Genomic DNA, 15,734 nt, shown 5'->3' with positions numbered 1-15,734 from the left:
CAAAGTTTTTAATCAAAGTTCAAGTATTTCATCAAGAACACGCCCATCTGCTTTAGGAAGAATAAAGCCAAGAAGTCGAGCAAGAGTAGGGCCTTCATCAATTAAACTCATCTCCGGAAGTACTACCCCTTCTCTAATTCCTTGCCCTCGAGCTATAAAAACTGTGGTATAACCCTCTTTGAAAGGGGAGTACCCGTGTGCGGCTTTGGTTCGATGATGCAGTCCACCAACATCTTCTGGCTTAATCTTTTCAAGGACAGGTCCATTAAGCTGATCGATAAAATAATACCCCAAGCTCGCTTCTAAAAGAAATGCACATTGGGGATCAGCACCCCAGTGAATCGCATCTGCGCTCGAGTAAATTCCCTCTATAGCTCCCGTTTCTTGTTTAAATCCTTCGAGAAGACGGAGAAGCTTCTTCACTTCCCTCGGGTTCTTTGGATATTTGGGATTGAAGTATACATAAGCCGACCCATCGCAACTTTTAACAATCGCTCGGTAGTTATTAAGTCTTCCTTTCGCATCAAACTCTAGGTATCCGTTCTCCTTAAGAAGAACATTGAGTTTAATCACCTGATCTTCATCAAGACTGCTATGATCTCCGAGAACGGCAATCGTACTTTCTTTTTCAATCTGCATCTCTCGTAAAGTTAGAAGAATATCTCCTAATCTTTGGTCATGCCTCTTTAAGGCTTCCTGTGCTTCTGTAGAGTTGAACCCATGATAATGCCGCATCGAATCCAAGTCAGTATAGTGGACTAAGGTAAGCTCTGGTTTCTTTTCTCGGAGGGTATAAATTAAGGATTGATGGGTAAAGTGATCAAGATCAGGTTGCTTGACCCCATTTCTTAAGTGACCAAATTTCTGATTAAGTGTCCATTGATAAAGAGGGCTTCCATTAAGCAAAGAAACGAGAATCTGATTTTGCCAAGAACGATTCGCAAGCACCTCCGGCATATTATAGGTAATGCTTGATTTTCCAGTAACTGGCCAAAGAAGGCCCGCGACTTTCATTCCCTTTTTAAGTGCTTCGTCATAAAGAGTTTCACCCTTAAGATATTTCCGTTGCCAATACCAATCGGGAAATTCCCGTTGAGGCTGAAAAAGAGTGTTATTGATGATTCCATGATTCTTCGGATATCTTCCTGTAACGATTGTTGCATGCGCAGGATAAGTTAAGCTGGGATAAACACTATATACTTTTCGAGCGTAAGAGGCTTTCTCAAGAAACTCTTTAAAATTGGGAAGAGTTATCAGGTAATCAAAGTCAAGACTCGATAGTCCATCAAAGGAAATTACCAAGAGATAGCGTGTCATTCTTCTCATCGGATCAACCCTTTTACTTTCCCTCTACGCTATGTTACTTCTTACTCTAGATTGTTATGCTTTGTGCTTGGCTAGTACGGCCTTAATCGCTAACCAATCGACTTCTTTAGGTAAGGTGTCTTTGATAGGACGTAACTTGTCCCTACCTACTTGGTTTATTGCTTCGAGGATAAGCTCTTCCTGATCGGGAGGGATAAGTACTTCCCAAGGAATAGTATGGCCTTCCTCATGGCAACGAATAAGATGATCCTGAACAGTTGATATCGTTAATTTTCTTAAGACAGCGATTTCCTCCAGTGTTTTTCCCTGTTGAAGGAGCTCAAGAGTTTGGATATAGCTGGGGATTTTCACAGAAGGATGAGTAACGGGTTCTAAATTATGAGATATCCGCTCTTGATTTGAATTTGTCTGTTGAACAACATCATGTAATTCCTGCACTTGGTCCCCAGCCATTGCCTGTTTCTCTAAAAGATAAGCACTTATCTCTTCGATAAATTCTGCTCCATATTTTTCAAGCTTCTTTTCCCCTACTCCACCAATTCGGATAAAACCGGCAAGATCGATTGGAAGATTCTCAGCCATTTCACGAAGTGTGCTATCAGAGAAGACCATATAGGGAGGCAGGTTTTCTCTCGATGCTAGGTTATGACGAAGTAAGCGAAGCCGTTCAAACAAACTTTGCAGATCAGTGCTGGCTTTTTCAACCCTGCGTGATAACTTTTGAGAAACCTTCACTTCCCCTTTGAGAACGGGTATACTTTTGGGTTCAAGTTTCACGATTGGATACTCTCCAGTCGATAAGCGCAAATAGTTTTCGGTCATCAAATAATTAATGCGATCTTTGATTTCTTGAAGTGATTTGTCACTCATAATTCCGTATGTTGAGAGTCGATCAAATTGGAGTTCAAGGACCTTTTTATTCCGCGAACCTTTAAGAACTTCGGCAATGAGGTTCATGCCAAAACGTTCGCGCATCCGGACAATACACGAAAAAATCTTTTGCGCTTCAACAGTAATATCCACCGTTTCACGATCATCCAAGCAATTACCACATCTACCACATTCTTCAGGAACATTTGTTTCTCCAAAATATTCCAGAATCGTCTTACGTAAACATCGTGTCGTATGACAGTAATCGACCATATCCTGAAGCTTCTTATGTTCATTTTCCCTTCGTTCAGGTTGAAACGTTGTTTGCTCAATCATATGCCTTTGAAGTACCACATCCTGCGGAGAAAAAAGGAGAATACATTCGGCCGGTTCGCCATCACGCCCAGCCCTGCCCGCTTCCTGATAATACGCTTCCATATTCTTAGGCATATTGTAATGAATAACATAACGTACATTTGATTTATCAATGCCCATTCCAAAAGCATTAGTTGCTACGATAATAGGTGTTTTATCATAGAGAAAATCTTCCTGACTCTTTTGGCGATCTTTATCACTCATTCCTGCATGATATTTTCCGACAGGGAACCCCTTTCCGCTCAAAAAAGTTTGTATTGCATCGACTTTTTTACGTGTGGAAGCGTAGATAATTCCGGACTCATCAGCATGAGCTCTAACATAATCTAAGAGGTAAGTTTTGCGATTTTCCCCTTGGAGAGTTGAAAAGGTAAGGTTGGGGCGGTCAAAACCCGTTACAAAAACTTGTGGGTTTTGAAGTTTTAATTGATTTATAATATCTTCCTTGACTTCTTCGGTTGCAGTAGCAGTAAAAGCACCCACCAACGGACGAACCTGAAGATGATGTAGAAATTGTCCAATGCGAATATAGCTAGGGCGGAAATCATGACCCCATTGGGAAACACAATGCGCCTCATCAATCGCAATAAACGAAATCTCTAAGGTTTCAAGCAAAGTGAGAAAACTTTCCGTTTCCAAACGTTCGGGAGCAATATACAGCAATTTAAATTCTCCGCGTTTTGTTTGTTCAATATGAGATATAGTTTCTCGCATAGAAAGTGAGCTATTAATATAAGTGGCTGGGACGCCATATTCCTGGAGTGCATCAACCTGATCTTTCATCAAAGATATGAGGGGTGAAATGACAAGGGTTACCCCGTCAAATAAAAGCGCAGGGATCTGATAGGCTAGTGACTTCCCTGCTCCAGTTGGCATAATTGCTACAGTATCTTTTCCTGAAAGCAAACTCGTAATGACTTCTTTTTGCCCTGTTCGAAATTGGGAATATCCAAAATAATGTTCTAAAGTTTTTAAGGCTTTTTCTATCATAAAGAAACAACTCCTTTAGCATCCTGTTTGGAAAAACGCAGAATACCAAAGGAATTATTCGTCAGAAACTGAAAATTTCCCTTTATTTTAGAATGTAGACAGACCTTACTGCGCTAAAGATCTGGATACGCTGTCGTGCTTAGGAATTTGTATTCTGCTTGTAGCCAGTAAATTAAAGCAAGCGATAATGGCTCCCCCGAGAAATACATATTCATAACCAAAACGTGTCCAGATAAACCCACCAATCCACGGAACAATCATAGAAAGCACATGGTCAACCGTCGTTCCCATGGACAGGGTTGGCGAAACATCTTCAGAATTTAACGCAATTTTTTTCAAATAAGTTGCTCGTGCCATGCCGGCAGCCATAATCATTTGATCAAAAACAAAACAGGCACTAATCAAGTAAATCGTAAATTCACCATGCCCAATTCCAATAAAAAAGCGCTGGGAAAAAGCATATCCCAGGCAAACGAAAATAAGGCAGAATGCCTCGCCTGCAAGGACAAACCGTTCCCCATATTTATCAATAAGATAGCCAACAAAAGGTTTAAAGAAGATACTTATACCCGCGATGATAAAACCTAGCAACGCAAACGTGCTTACTCCTTGATTAAAGACTTGTATAAGTACCCAGGGAGCAAAGGTGATAAAGATCTGCTTGCGTGCGCCAAATAACACATTGAGCCCATAAAAAAGCCTATATTCTTTCCGAATAAGGATTTTGAAGCCCTTGTGCACATTTTGAGGAGAATGCGGAGTCATCTTAAGGATCAGCAACGACGCGGCAAAAAATGCAAGTGCACCCACTAAAAAGACAACGCGGTAATTGACTGCGACTACTTTGAAAATTAAAGCAAAGCTGAGATTGGCAAGCAGAAATGCCAATGTATTTGCAGCATTTATTTGGCCGAGCCTTTTCCCCATATTCCCTTCGTCCGCAAGGCTCATCGCAATACTATTCGACAATGGAATGAAAAGATGTTGTCCAAGGCTGTAGAGAAGAAGCCATGCAACCATCAAGCCCATGCCTGAAGAAAAATAACCTAATCCGAACATACCGAAGGCGGCTAAAACGTTTGCCAGTGCTGCCAATCGGACATCTCCTAAAAAGAACAGAATTGTCGAGACAAAAACCACAGCGAACCCTGGAAACTCGCGAGGAATTTCAAGCATCGTCCGTTGGGTAACAGATAAATGAAAAGTATCGTTAAAAAAATTATTAATAAAAGAATTATCTATACTTTGGCTTATACCCAAAAGTGCACTGGCCAATAGAAATAGAATAAAATCTCTTTTTCGCATTTATATACCTCACCTAAATATCATTCAGATCAAACAGTTCAACAAGCTCTTTCTCGGTAAACTTGGAAAGCAGCGTTTCACCCGGCTGTATAACCGCTTGAATGAGTTCCTTCTTCTTCTCCTGCAAAGCCAAAACTTTCTCTTCAATCGTTCCTTGGGTAACAAGTTTAATAACCTGCACTGCATTTTTTTGACCGATCCGGTGAGCTCGGTCAGTAGCCTGATCTTCAACCGCAGGGTTCCACCAGGGATCAAAATGGATGACCATATCTGCGCCTGTCAAGTTAAGCCCTGTTCCACCCGCCTTAAGTGAAATAAGAAAAATCTGACCTACACCATTATTGAATAACTGAACCATTCGCATCCGATCTGAGGCTTTGGTTGAACCACTCAAATAAAAATATTCGATCTTCTCATGGGTCAGATGTTTTTGAATGATATCGAGCATGGTCGTAAATTGGGAAAAGACTAAAATGCGATGTCCACTGTCAAGGGCATTGGCAATGACTTCCTCAAACAGTTGCATCTTACCGCTACCCCCTGTGTAATCCTCGACGAACATCGCAGGATGGCAACAGATCTGACGAAGTCGGGTCAGCGCGGCGAGAATCTTAATGTGACTTCTTTCGAAGCCGACAGTGGCGATTTCTTGAGCGATATTCTTTTTAGCGTCCTGAAGAAAGGCAAGATAAATTTTTGTTTGTTCTTCAGTCATCTGAGCGCTCATCCGGGTTTCAATCTTTTCAGGAAGCTCTAAGAGAACGTCCTTTTTCAATCTGCGCAGGATAAAAGGAGTGACGTGCCGGCTGAGCTCTATTAAAGGTTCAGAATCGTCTCCTTTGACGATGGGAATTTCATATTTCTTTCGAAAATCAGGCTGAGACAAAAGATACCCTGGCATAATGAATTGAAAAATAGACCAAAGTTCCGAAAGCGAATTTTCGATTGGAGTCCCGGTTAAAGCAAAATACCCTTTGGCCTGGAGCTGTTGAACTGATTTTGCATTGATCGTTTGCGGATTTTTAATATGTTGTGCTTCATCCAGAAAACAATAAGAAAATTCAAGATGGCTATAGATCTCTGTATCACGTCGCAGGAGCGGATAAGAGGTTACCACAAGGTCCCAACACTTGAGGTCTGTTAATAAAGATTGTCTTACCTGGGGCGGGCCATCAATAACAAGAACATTCAATTCTGGCGCAAATTTAAGAGCTTCTTCCTGCCAATTATAGATCAATGAGGTTGGAGCAACTACAAGCGCAGGGTGTGTAGCCGTTGTCTTTTCAGAGAGAATGAAGGCCAAAACTTGTAAGGTCTTTCCAAGCCCCATATCATCCGCTAGAATTCCACCTAGGCTATAGAAAGCTAGGGTTTTTAACCACTGAAATCCTGTTTTCTGATAGTCCCTGAGCACACCTTCTAGAGAAGATGGAATTTCGAACTCCCCATCATGAGGTTCAAGGATACTTTGGACCAGTTGCTTAAACGCCTTGTTACGTTGAATACCTGGTAAATTGGCCTGACGCAGATAATTGTCGATATAGAGAGCCCGATATTTCGGAAGCTGAAGTACGTTCTGTTCTAGATCTTCTGCTGTGAGATCCAAATAATCGACAAGGCGAGCCACTGTCTCTAATTCAGGCTGGTGCAAATTGAGAAAGGATCCATCTTTAAGACGGTAGTACTTTCTCTTAACATTTATTGCCTGAAAGATATCCGCTAATTCAGCTTCATCGATATTACTATAATGGAAAGATATTTCGAGAAGATCCATTTTTTCATCCAAACGAACACCGCCTGAAAGCGAAACAGAACTATGAATACTCATTTTAAAATCCTCGGCGTAATAGACTTCAGCAATGTTTTGGAGTTGAGGAAGGTATTCTGTGACAAATTCGAAGATCTTTTGCTCATTCTCAAGATGAATTTTTCCTTGATTAACACTGAATTCTGCAAGTTCGAACAAGTTTAAAACTTTGCGCTCCTCTTCAACAGCACGGATTAAAATCACCTCTTGGGAATCCTTAAGGGTATGGCTTCCTCCTACCGGTGCAAAGGGATTGATGGAGTTTTTCCCATAATGGAACTCGACGCGAGCCGCTATTCCATCATTGTTTCCCCGTTCAAAATAAATCTGGGTCACAAGGTCCTCACGCCTGAACTTTTCAGCCAGTCTAGGTGCAATTGAAACTTTACCCATTTTTTCAAGCGAAGGTAATGCTTCTGAGATAAAAAATTCTTTGCTATTAGAAGGTAGGATCAAAGTTGAAGAGTATTCTTTGTGTAGTGCCTTGAGCACAGACGGAAGAATTTCCTGTTGAGCAGGTGACACTTGGTAAATCTTCTGTTCGTATAGGAAATAACTTGCATCGGGAAGTAATTGAATAGGAAGTTCGTCAGCTTCGAACGTCAAAGCAAGATTTTCGGCTTCGGAATTTAGAGACAATTCTAAAGGAAGCGCTTGACGAAAAATTTGAGTTTCTGAGATAGGTGCAGATTCTTGATATAGATTAAAGGGTTTATCCCCTAAAGCGTCTAGAAACTTCTTAAAATAGACTCCTTTTAAAGAAACTAACTTTTTGCTATTAAAGGCCGATCCAGCGTAGGTATTTAACATATCTGACCAGGCCAGATTCTGTTCATACATATCGAGTAAAAAGTTAATTATTGGACGGTCTTGCTCTTTAAAGGTTTGGCGATGGGGTTCAAGGGTAAACTGTTTTCCGAATTCCAACGTTTTCCCTTTATAAAGAGAGTTCAAAAACATTCCGACATCTTTAACCACATACAGTCGTTCCAAGCCTACTTTTAAGGAAAAGTCTGCTGCGACCCGATGTCTCGGAACAACAAAAAGGTCAAGTTCAACCTCGAGGTTGAGTTCTTCCTTAAAGGGGTCCTGAGTATGATTTTCAAAAAACGTTAAAAACTCCTGAGTTGAACTACTGTTCGCCTTTTTCTGGAATATCAAGGGTAAGTTAGTCTGAGTGCTTTTCAGGACAGCAATAATATGCTTACAGGCACCCGAATGATTACTATAGGCAGGACAACTGCACTGATAACTGCCCAGTCCGCCCTCAGGTGTGAGCTGAAGCTGAATGAGATATCGAGAAGTTCCAGCAACGAAGGCCTTAACTTTTCGTTCCGCTGGATTATATTCTAGTGGACCTACTTTCCCGGCTTGATAATATGCAACCCCGAGTTGATAAGCCATTGGGTAGCTCGCTAGGTTCCGCATTTGTCGATCTGTCATTTCGAGACGTAACATCAAAAAGACTCCTTTGAATCGCTCCAAGAAAATTAGGAATAAAGTTTATTATAACACAATTCTCTGGAGTTTACCCTTAATCCGGGGCATGTAGCTTCTCCCCTTCCCCTTCGAGGATAAGTCGACTCTATGCCCCCACATCCGTTCACTTAACAGCTCCAAGGCTCGGCAACTTGATAAAATAAAAGCAGCAATTCTTTACTCCCTTTTCCGGAAAAAAGATTGCCGCTTCTAATCATAAATCTCTTTAGCCTTCTCTTTGTAGTTTAATAATCCCTTCCTCAGCCCATTTGGAATTTCGCAAAAGAGCTCGACCTACTCCAATAAGATCGGCTTTACCTTCATTGAGAAGTTGCTCTGCTACCTCTATTTCAATAATGCCACCCGTAAGAATAACTGGAACCGAAACCACTTGTTTAATTCCTTCAGAGAGTTCTGAGAAATAGCCTTGTGATGTTATGCCTGGTAAAGTGAAACCACAGAATCCTCCAGAAATATCAATTCCATTAACTCCAGCCTTTTCAAATTCACGAGCTGCAATTTGGCTGTCTTCTAGAGTTGTTCCTCCTACCATGAAGTCAGATGCACCAATCCTTATGAAGACCGGATAATCGGGCCCAACTTCGGAACGAATGGCTTCAATCACTTGAAGATGAAGTCGAATACGATTTAAAAGAGTTCCGCCGTATTCATCAGTCCGCTTATTTGAGAGTGGTGATAAAAACTGGTTCAGAAGGTAACCATGAGCTGAATGAATTTCTACTCCGTCAAAACCAGCAATCTTTGCCCTGCGAGCTGCATGTTTAAAGGCTTTGACAAGCTCAAATATTTCTTCATGAGTCAACTCATGAGGCAGTTCCTCTCCTTTACGCAAGTTAAGAACTGCAGAAGGAGCAGCTGGTGTAAAGCCAGTAATTTCTCTGGCAGTTTGACTTCCGGCATGAGCGAGTTGCATCATTGCTTTAGAACCATTTTTTTGAATAACTTGAGCTAGCTTTGTTAATCCCTCTATCATTTGATCGTCTGCAACAGAAAGCTGGTTATGGCTAGCCTTGCCCTCGGGTTTAATAAAACTATGCTCAATAATGATTAATGAGAGATGACCGCCGGCTGATTTTTCGGCATAATAGTCAAGTATTGCTTGACTCACTTGACCATCAGCTTCAGCTTTGGCCGTAGCCATCGGTGGCATAACTAAACGATTAGATAAGGTTAGTTGGCCCGCTTGTATAGGCTGAAGTAATTTCGCCATATATAATCCTCCTCATAAATTAGATAAGTTTAAGTATTATAGTCGGTTATTAGTTACTTATTGAATCTAAGAAACTTTAAGTACCACCACAAGATTATAACTCTCTATCGTTTCGATTGCCAACTCTTCAAATCTTTTTATCTATAAAAAGTAGGAAAGAAGTAAAAATGGCAGAGAATAAGACCTTATGCTATAATTAATGGTATATTAGAGATTAGTTAACCGTTAAATACTAGGAGGAATTCATATCATTCAGATTGGAAAGTTTAATAGACTTAGAATATCTAATCTCGTTCCCATTGGGGCTTATCTCGATGCTGAAACTGGAGATCGTAAGGATAATGTATTGTTGCCGGAAAAGCAACGCCCAGCGGAAGCTAAAGCGGGCGATTTTCTAGACGTTTTCATTTACCGGGACTCAGAAAATCGGCTGATTGCCACAACGAGGACCCCACTTGCCCAAGTTGGGGAGCTCGCCTATTTAACCGTTACTGCCAAAACAAAAATTGGAGCGTTTTTGGAGTTCGGCCTAGAGCGCGGTTTGTTTTTACCGTTTAGTGAGCAGAAGTATCCGCTTGAGGTCGGAAAAAGTTATTTAGTTTCAGTCTATATAGACAAAAGTGGTAGGCTCTGTTGTACAACGGAGATCACTCAATTTCTAAGCTCGGATGCGCCTTATCAAAAAAATGATGTCGTCACAGGGACGGTATATCAGATCCAATCTGAATTTGGTGCCTTTGTAGCCGTGGATAACCTGTATAAGGGACTTATTCCGAACACTGAGAATTTCACCGAGCTACACGCAGGAGATCGAGTTCAATCCCGTGTCATTCGGGTTCGGGAAGACGGTAAGCTAGATCTCTCAACGCGCAGACTTTCTTATCAGCAAATGAGTATCGATGCCCAGCTTCTTCTTAAAGTGATGCAAGAAAATGACGGAAACTTTCCCTTAAGTGAAAAAGCAAGTCCTGCGGAAATTGAAATGATGTTTCACATGAGTAAATCTGAATTTAAACGCGCGATCGGGAGCTTACTCAAATCAGGAAGAATTCAAAAGACCGACAAAGGCTTTAAGCTTAAATTGATGAACACAGAAAATTAGGGATCAGTTCAATGAACTGATGAACTCCAAATACAAAATAGGCAAGTAACATAAAAAGAGCAAGAGTTTCTCCTTCTTCTGAAGTGGAATTCTTGCTCCTTCACATTATTCCAATGAGAAAATATTTACTTACCTCCTTGCCCTTAATGCTTTTGGCTTGTTGAGAATTTCTGCCCATACCACTGCATTAATTAAGTCTTCATTATTCGGGATGTTAGTTATTGATTTACCTCCAGCTTGTAAGGATCTTTTAAGAGTGCTAAGGGGTTTGGCTTCAGCCGTATCCTCTTGTCCGGAAGCACCTTCTGTTCCAGATGTCCCCTCAACACCCGAGTTTCCCTCGACTCCAATTGCTCCCTCGATTCCTAATGTTCCCTCATCTCCAGCAGTTCCTTCAATTCCAATGGTCCCTTCAAGACCCATCGTCCTGTCATTAATAACTGTCTTTTCATAAGGATACTCTTCGATTCTTTCATTTGTAGTCAAAAGGGTTTCTATTCCAGGTATTGCCTGAGTGAGCCATTTGGGAAGTTCAAATTCGCGAGGTTCAAGGCCCTTAACCCAAGGAAGAGATGGGGTAAGCGATTTTGAGCCTGGTTTTCCTTTGATTTTCTCACTGGCCGAAGATAGTGCTACAAGGATAGCAATGATGATGGGTATCCAGGAAAATATATTTTCCATGGGTGTCCCCCCCTATTATTTTTTCGGGCTGGGATCACCGGACTCAGCCTTACCCGTACGGGCTATCGTATCTCTCATCGAGGTATCCGCCATTATATTTTGCATATTGTAATAGTCCATAACCCCCAGTTTACCCTCTCTTAAGGCGGTTGCCAACGCAAGCGGAACCTCGGCTTCTGCCTCGACGACTTTTGCTCTCATTTCTTGAACGGAGGCTTTCATTTCTTGTTCTCGTGCAACGGCCATGGCACGACGCTCTTCTGCTTTGGCTTGAGCAATACGTTTATCAGCTTCAGCCTGATCCGTCTGAAGTTGGGCACCAATGTTTTTACCAACATCGACATCGGCAATATCAATAGAGAGAATTTCAAAGGCGGTTCCTGAGTCGAGTCCCTTTTCTAAAACGGTACGAGAAACCATATCTGGATTTTCCAGGACAGCTTTATGCGAATATGACGAACCGATGCTTGTAACAATACCCTCTCCTACCCGGGCGATAATCGTCTCTTCTCCTGCTCCACCGACGAGACGATCAATATTGGCGCGCACAGTAACTCGAGCTTTTACTTTCAGTTCGATACCATTTTGGGCCACTGCGGAGACAATCGGAGTTTCAATAACTTTTGGATTGACGGACATTTGGACTGCTTGCAAGACATCACGACCGGCAAGGTCAATGGCGGCGGCTCTCTCAAATTGCAAGGGTATAGCTGCACGCTCCGCTGCGATCAAAGCATTAACTACTTTATCCACATTTCCGCCCGCTAAATAGTGTGCTTCTAACTTTTCAGTTGTAATATTGATGCCTGCCTTATGAGCTTTGATAAGCGGGTTGACAATTTTTGAAGGAATGACTCTCCGTAGTCTCATCCCAACCAAAGTAAAAATCCCTACGTTAACTCCAGCCGCTAAAGCTGATATCCAGAGTCCGACTGGAATAAATGTAAACAACATACCGACAATTAGTAGAACTATTGCTAATAGAATGAATGACATAAGCGTAGCTGCCATATATTGCGCCCAGTAAAGGGCTTCACCTCCACTTTCTCTCTTTATATTATTCCTCTCGTACTATGATGCGGGTTCCTTCAACTTCAATTACTTTAATTTTTGTGCCTTGTGAGATAAACCCTCCTTCAGTTACAACATCGAGACGTTCTCCCTCGACCTCTGCAACTCCGGCTGGACGGAGTTGACTGAGCGCTACTCCTCTCTTTCCAAGAAAATGCTCATAACTGGGTTCTGGCGCGACATAACCTGCTTCTTTCATTTGACGGGTGCCCAAAGAAAATTTCTTCCAAAATTTACGTGTTCGCGGAAAACGAAAACTTAAAAGGATTAAGATTCCTAGAGCGAGCAACATTCCCCCGATATATAGGATTGCCTGTAGAGCGGAATCTACAATGAGAAAGATCCCGATTGAAAATAACACAATACCTAGACCGCCCAGAATTCCGCCAGGAATAAAGATTTCCAAAAATAGTAGGATAATTCCTAATATAAACAGGGTTGATACAAATCCTGGCTCCATCTCTTTCACTCCTCTCACTTCAAAATTTTTAAGTATGAACTTATTAAATTCTAAGGTTAGATTTGAGACTATTTTCGCAACCTATCTGTATCTATCATATGTGTATTATAACTATCTGTAAATATCTTACTGAAGAATTTAATAAAACCTTTATTGTTTCAAAGCGAATGTTTTCAACTGGATCAGATTGAAGTTGTAACTTCTTAGTCGTAAAGCTAAAATAAGATTACTAATACAAATAGGAGTTATATAATGAATCAGCCACTTAAACAGGATTCCTTAGAAAATTCTTCTTCTTTCGAGCTTACGACGGTCTTAATCAGGGTTATGGCCATTGGTGCAGGAGCCTCGGTAGCCAATCTTTACTATAATCAACCCTTACTCGTCGATATGGCCCAAGCCTTTCAGGTTTCACCAAGCCGTATTGGAAATATCTCAATGCTCACTCAAATAGGATATGCCTTAGGCATGTTTTTCTTTATTCCACTCGGAGATTTGCGGGAACGCAGAAAATTAATCACAAGTTTACTTGGAGCAGTAATTCTCGCCTTACTCGCAATGGCCTTTGCCCCTAATATTACAATATTGGAGCTTGCAAGTTTCGCTGTTGGGTTAACAACAGTTGTACCTCAACTCATCGTTCCCTTGGCAGCACAATTAGCAAAACCTAAGGAACAGGGCCGAGTCGTCGGACTCATCATGAGCGGACTTTTCTTGGGAATTTTACTTGCACGTTTCGTCAGTGGCATCATCGGGCACTTCTGGGGATGGAGAGCAATGTACCTAATTGCTGCTGGCTTCATGATTATTTTATTACTCCTTCTCAGGACTTATCTTCCCAAATGCGACCCGGAAAATTCTCAAATTACCTATCCACAGGTAATGCGTTCACTCGGGCAACTCATTTTAATACAACCCATACTCCGAAAAACGTCCTTTATGGGAGGAATGCTTTTCGGAGCGTTTAGCCTATTCTGGACGACATTAGTCTTTTTCCTTAAACACCCACCCTACTCTTATGGAAGCGAGATTGCCGGCCTATTCGGACTAGTTGGAGTCGTTGGAGCTTCAATAGCTCCTTTCGCAGGTCGACTTGCAGACAAAAACACCCCTCGATTTGTTGCCGGAGGTGCGGCTGGAATCACTCTTTTTTCCTTTATGATATTAGGCTTTTTTGGACAACACCTGTGGGGCTTAATTCTAGGGATTATTCTTTTGGATTTAGGTGTTCAGAGTGCTCAGATTGCTAATCAGACCCAAGTCTATTCACTCCTCCCTAATGCTAAAAATCGATTGAATACAGTATATATGGTTACCTATTTTGGCGGTGGAGCACTAGGTTCAGCTCTTGGGGTCTATCTTTGGAGCGCCTGGGGATGGCAAGGGGTATGTTGGGGCGGAATGAGTATGGTGATTTTTGCTTTAATTGCTTGGGGATCAATGAAAAAAAAATCTTAAGACATATAAAAATCAAATTACCTGTTTATGTTGCATTTTTCAACATTATATGCTTATAATTTTTTTTAGTATGCACGATGCGACTTCCCGCGATAGGTTATGCAAAGCTTGTTTACGCTTCTAATTAAAGCAAGAACATCAATACGGTAAAAAAGAGATTAAAATCCAGCGAAATAATGGAGGATTATATGCTTAGAGCAATCACTTCAGATAATATCGATCAAATTCAAAATCCAACATATAGGAATTACGCACAAATATATAATAATATTCATCAAGATTTCCATCATCAGATCGCTGCCTTCGGTTTACCCATTTCTGATCATTCTTTCTTAAACGTCTATGATGATAAAGTGATAGAAATGACCGAACATGGCCTGAAAATCTCCAATGATTATAAAAGTCTTACTCAAGGATGGGTATCTCCTTCTTGTATCGCTTGCCGTAAAGGAGTTGGGACCATCACCTTTTTCATTTCCCTAAATTGCCCACGAAATTGCTACTTTTGTTTTAATCCAAACCAGCAAAATTACGAATATTTTTTGCATCATCAAAATAACCTCATTGAAGAATTAAATAAGCTACATGAAAAAGGGATTGTCTATAAAGACATCGCGCTAACCGGTGGCGAACCTCTTTTATATAAAAAAGAAACCGAAGCCTTCTTTCGTCACGCAAAAACACTCTATCCTAAAGCCTATACCCGTCTTTATACCTGCGGAGCCTTTCTTGATGAAGAATATTTACAAGTATTAAAAAATGTAGGTCTCGATGAAATTCGATTCAGCATCAAGACGGATGACTCTATAGAAGAACAAAATGTTATCCTGGAAAAAATAAGACTAAGCAAGGCGTACATCCCCCACGTTATGGTAGAGATGCCTGTAATGCCAAACGATTTAGAACAAATGAAAGACTTACTAATGACTTTAGACTCCATTGGCTTTAACGGTATTAACCTTTTGGAACTTTGTTTTCCATTGAATAATACCCAGGAATTCGCCAAACGGGGTTACCAAATTAAACCGACCCAGTACCGGGTTCTCTATAATTATTGGTATGCTGGAGGCTTACCCATTGCTGGTAGCGAGGAAAATTGTTTGCACTTATTAAAATTTGCGCAGGAAAAGCAATTGAAACTTGGAGTGCATTATTGCTCCTTGGAGAACAAATATAGTGGGCAGATCTATAACCAAAATAATCCGTTTCGAAACACCTACACGTATTGCATCATGTCCGAAAAAGACTATTTTCTTAAATCAGCAAAGGTTTTTGGACAGGATATAGCCCCAGTATTAGCCTTCCTCCGAAAATCAGGTTTAAAAAACTATAGGAAAGATAACAACTACAATTATTTAGAATTTCCTATTGCATATTTAAGCAAGTTCAAGAAACAACTTCCCAATTTAGAAGTTGGTATTTGCTACTACGTTGTTGAACAACGAGACGGGGAAAATGTTTTACGAGAACTGCGAGTTGATTATACAACGCCATTACAACATGATTTTAAGATGGATATCTAAATTGGGACCCTTGCTCCGAAATAAGGCTTGCATTAAGAAAAGCGAATAAGCAATAA

At 41.0% G+C, this 15,734-nt stretch carries 11 protein-coding genes; 3 read left to right on the top strand and 8 right to left on the bottom strand.

Going from position 1 to position 15,734, the window contains the following annotated elements:
* Window positions 1-12: 12 nt before the first annotated feature.
* The 5 genes from DESME_RS06655 to DESME_RS06635 form a co-directional block, all read right to left on the bottom strand.
* The gene (locus DESME_RS06655) at window positions 13-1,326 is read right to left on the bottom strand and encodes an alkaline phosphatase family protein (RefSeq protein ID WP_006715491.1); all 1,314 of its coding nucleotides are present in this window, start codon (window positions 1,324-1,326) and stop codon (window positions 13-15) included.
* A 54-nt stretch (window positions 1,327-1,380) separates the two neighbouring features.
* Window positions 1,381-3,561, bottom strand: a complete 2,181-nt coding sequence (recQ, locus tag DESME_RS06650) for a DNA helicase RecQ (protein ID WP_006715492.1) — start codon at window positions 3,559-3,561, stop codon at window positions 1,381-1,383.
* 105 nt (window positions 3,562-3,666) lie between these two features.
* The gene (locus DESME_RS06645) at window positions 3,667-4,866 is read right to left on the bottom strand and encodes an MFS transporter (RefSeq protein ID WP_006715493.1); all 1,200 of its coding nucleotides are present in this window, start codon (window positions 4,864-4,866) and stop codon (window positions 3,667-3,669) included.
* Window positions 4,867-4,879: 13 nt separating this feature from the next.
* Window positions 4,880-8,131 carry a DEAD/DEAH box helicase gene (locus DESME_RS06640; protein ID WP_006715494.1) on the bottom strand — a complete coding sequence of 1,084 codons (3,252 nt, stop codon included), beginning with the start codon at window positions 8,129-8,131 and terminating at the stop codon, window positions 4,880-4,882.
* Window positions 8,132-8,378: 247 nt separating this feature from the next.
* A complete protein-coding gene (locus tag DESME_RS06635; protein ID WP_006715495.1) occupies window positions 8,379-9,383 on the bottom strand; it encodes an NADH:flavin oxidoreductase in 1,005 nt (334 codons plus the stop codon).
* A 247-nt stretch (window positions 9,384-9,630) separates the two neighbouring features.
* Here DESME_RS06635 and DESME_RS06630 point away from each other — a divergent pair, with 247 nt between their 5' ends.
* On the top strand, window positions 9,631-10,485 hold the full coding sequence (locus DESME_RS06630) for a CvfB family protein (protein ID WP_025248704.1): 855 nt from the start codon (window positions 9,631-9,633) through the stop codon (window positions 10,483-10,485).
* A 129-nt stretch (window positions 10,486-10,614) separates the two neighbouring features.
* Here the strand turns inward: DESME_RS06630 and DESME_RS06625 are convergent, their stop codons facing one another.
* Genes DESME_RS06625 through DESME_RS06615 form a run of 3 tightly spaced genes read right to left on the bottom strand, consistent with a single transcriptional unit; the run spans window position 10,615 to window position 12,697 of the window.
* Window positions 10,615-11,166, bottom strand: coding sequence for a hypothetical protein (locus DESME_RS06625; protein WP_006715497.1), 552 nt, complete (start codon window positions 11,164-11,166; stop codon window positions 10,615-10,617).
* A 15-nt stretch (window positions 11,167-11,181) separates the two neighbouring features.
* The gene (floA, locus tag DESME_RS06620; protein ID WP_006715498.1) at window positions 11,182-12,177 is read right to left on the bottom strand and encodes a flotillin-like protein FloA; all 996 of its coding nucleotides are present in this window, start codon (window positions 12,175-12,177) and stop codon (window positions 11,182-11,184) included.
* Between the two features lie 46 nt (window positions 12,178-12,223).
* Window positions 12,224-12,697, bottom strand: a complete 474-nt coding sequence (locus DESME_RS06615; protein WP_006715499.1) for an NfeD family protein — start codon at window positions 12,695-12,697, stop codon at window positions 12,224-12,226.
* A 252-nt stretch (window positions 12,698-12,949) separates the two neighbouring features.
* Here DESME_RS06615 and DESME_RS06610 point away from each other — a divergent pair, with 252 nt between their 5' ends.
* Together DESME_RS06610 and DESME_RS06605 are read left to right on the top strand one after the other, a co-directional pair.
* A complete protein-coding gene (locus tag DESME_RS06610) occupies window positions 12,950-14,155 on the top strand; it encodes an MFS transporter (RefSeq protein WP_006715500.1) in 1,206 nt (401 codons plus the stop codon).
* Window positions 14,156-14,343: 188 nt separating this feature from the next.
* A complete protein-coding gene (locus DESME_RS06605; RefSeq protein ID WP_006715501.1) occupies window positions 14,344-15,678 on the top strand; it encodes a radical SAM protein in 1,335 nt (444 codons plus the stop codon).
* Window positions 15,679-15,734: the final 56 nt, after the last annotated feature.

This window comes from Desulfitobacterium metallireducens DSM 15288 (assembly GCF_000231405.2).
GTDB lineage: Bacteria > Bacillota > Desulfitobacteriia > Desulfitobacteriales > Desulfitobacteriaceae > Desulfitobacterium_A > Desulfitobacterium_A metallireducens.
This window is presented reverse-complemented; position numbering and strand designations above follow the sequence as displayed.

What these genes read in the sequence shown, in the direction of transcription:
- floA (WP_006715498.1), bottom strand. Translation starts at nt 12,177, where the DNA reads ATGGCAGCTACGCTTATGTCATTCATTCTATTAGCAATAGTTCTACTA.
- DESME_RS06645 (WP_006715493.1), bottom strand. Translation starts at nt 4,866, where the DNA reads ATGCGAAAAAGAGATTTTATTCTATTTCTATTGGCCAGTGCACTTTTG.
- DESME_RS06605 (WP_006715501.1), top strand. Translation starts at nt 14,344, where the DNA reads ATGCTTAGAGCAATCACTTCAGATAATATCGATCAAATTCAAAATCCA.
- DESME_RS06640 (WP_006715494.1), bottom strand. Translation starts at nt 8,131, where the DNA reads ATGTTACGTCTCGAAATGACAGATCGACAAATGCGGAACCTAGCGAGC.
- DESME_RS06625 (WP_006715497.1), bottom strand. Translation starts at nt 11,166, where the DNA reads ATGGAAAATATATTTTCCTGGATACCCATCATCATTGCTATCCTTGTA.
- recQ (WP_006715492.1), bottom strand. Translation starts at nt 3,561, where the DNA reads ATGATAGAAAAAGCCTTAAAAACTTTAGAACATTATTTTGGATATTCC.
- DESME_RS06615 (WP_006715499.1), bottom strand. Translation starts at nt 12,697, where the DNA reads ATGGAGCCAGGATTTGTATCAACCCTGTTTATATTAGGAATTATCCTA.
- DESME_RS06655 (WP_006715491.1), bottom strand. Translation starts at nt 1,326, where the DNA reads ATGAGAAGAATGACACGCTATCTCTTGGTAATTTCCTTTGATGGACTA.
- DESME_RS06635 (WP_006715495.1), bottom strand. Translation starts at nt 9,383, where the DNA reads ATGGCGAAATTACTTCAGCCTATACAAGCGGGCCAACTAACCTTATCT.
- DESME_RS06610 (WP_006715500.1), top strand. Translation starts at nt 12,950, where the DNA reads ATGAATCAGCCACTTAAACAGGATTCCTTAGAAAATTCTTCTTCTTTC.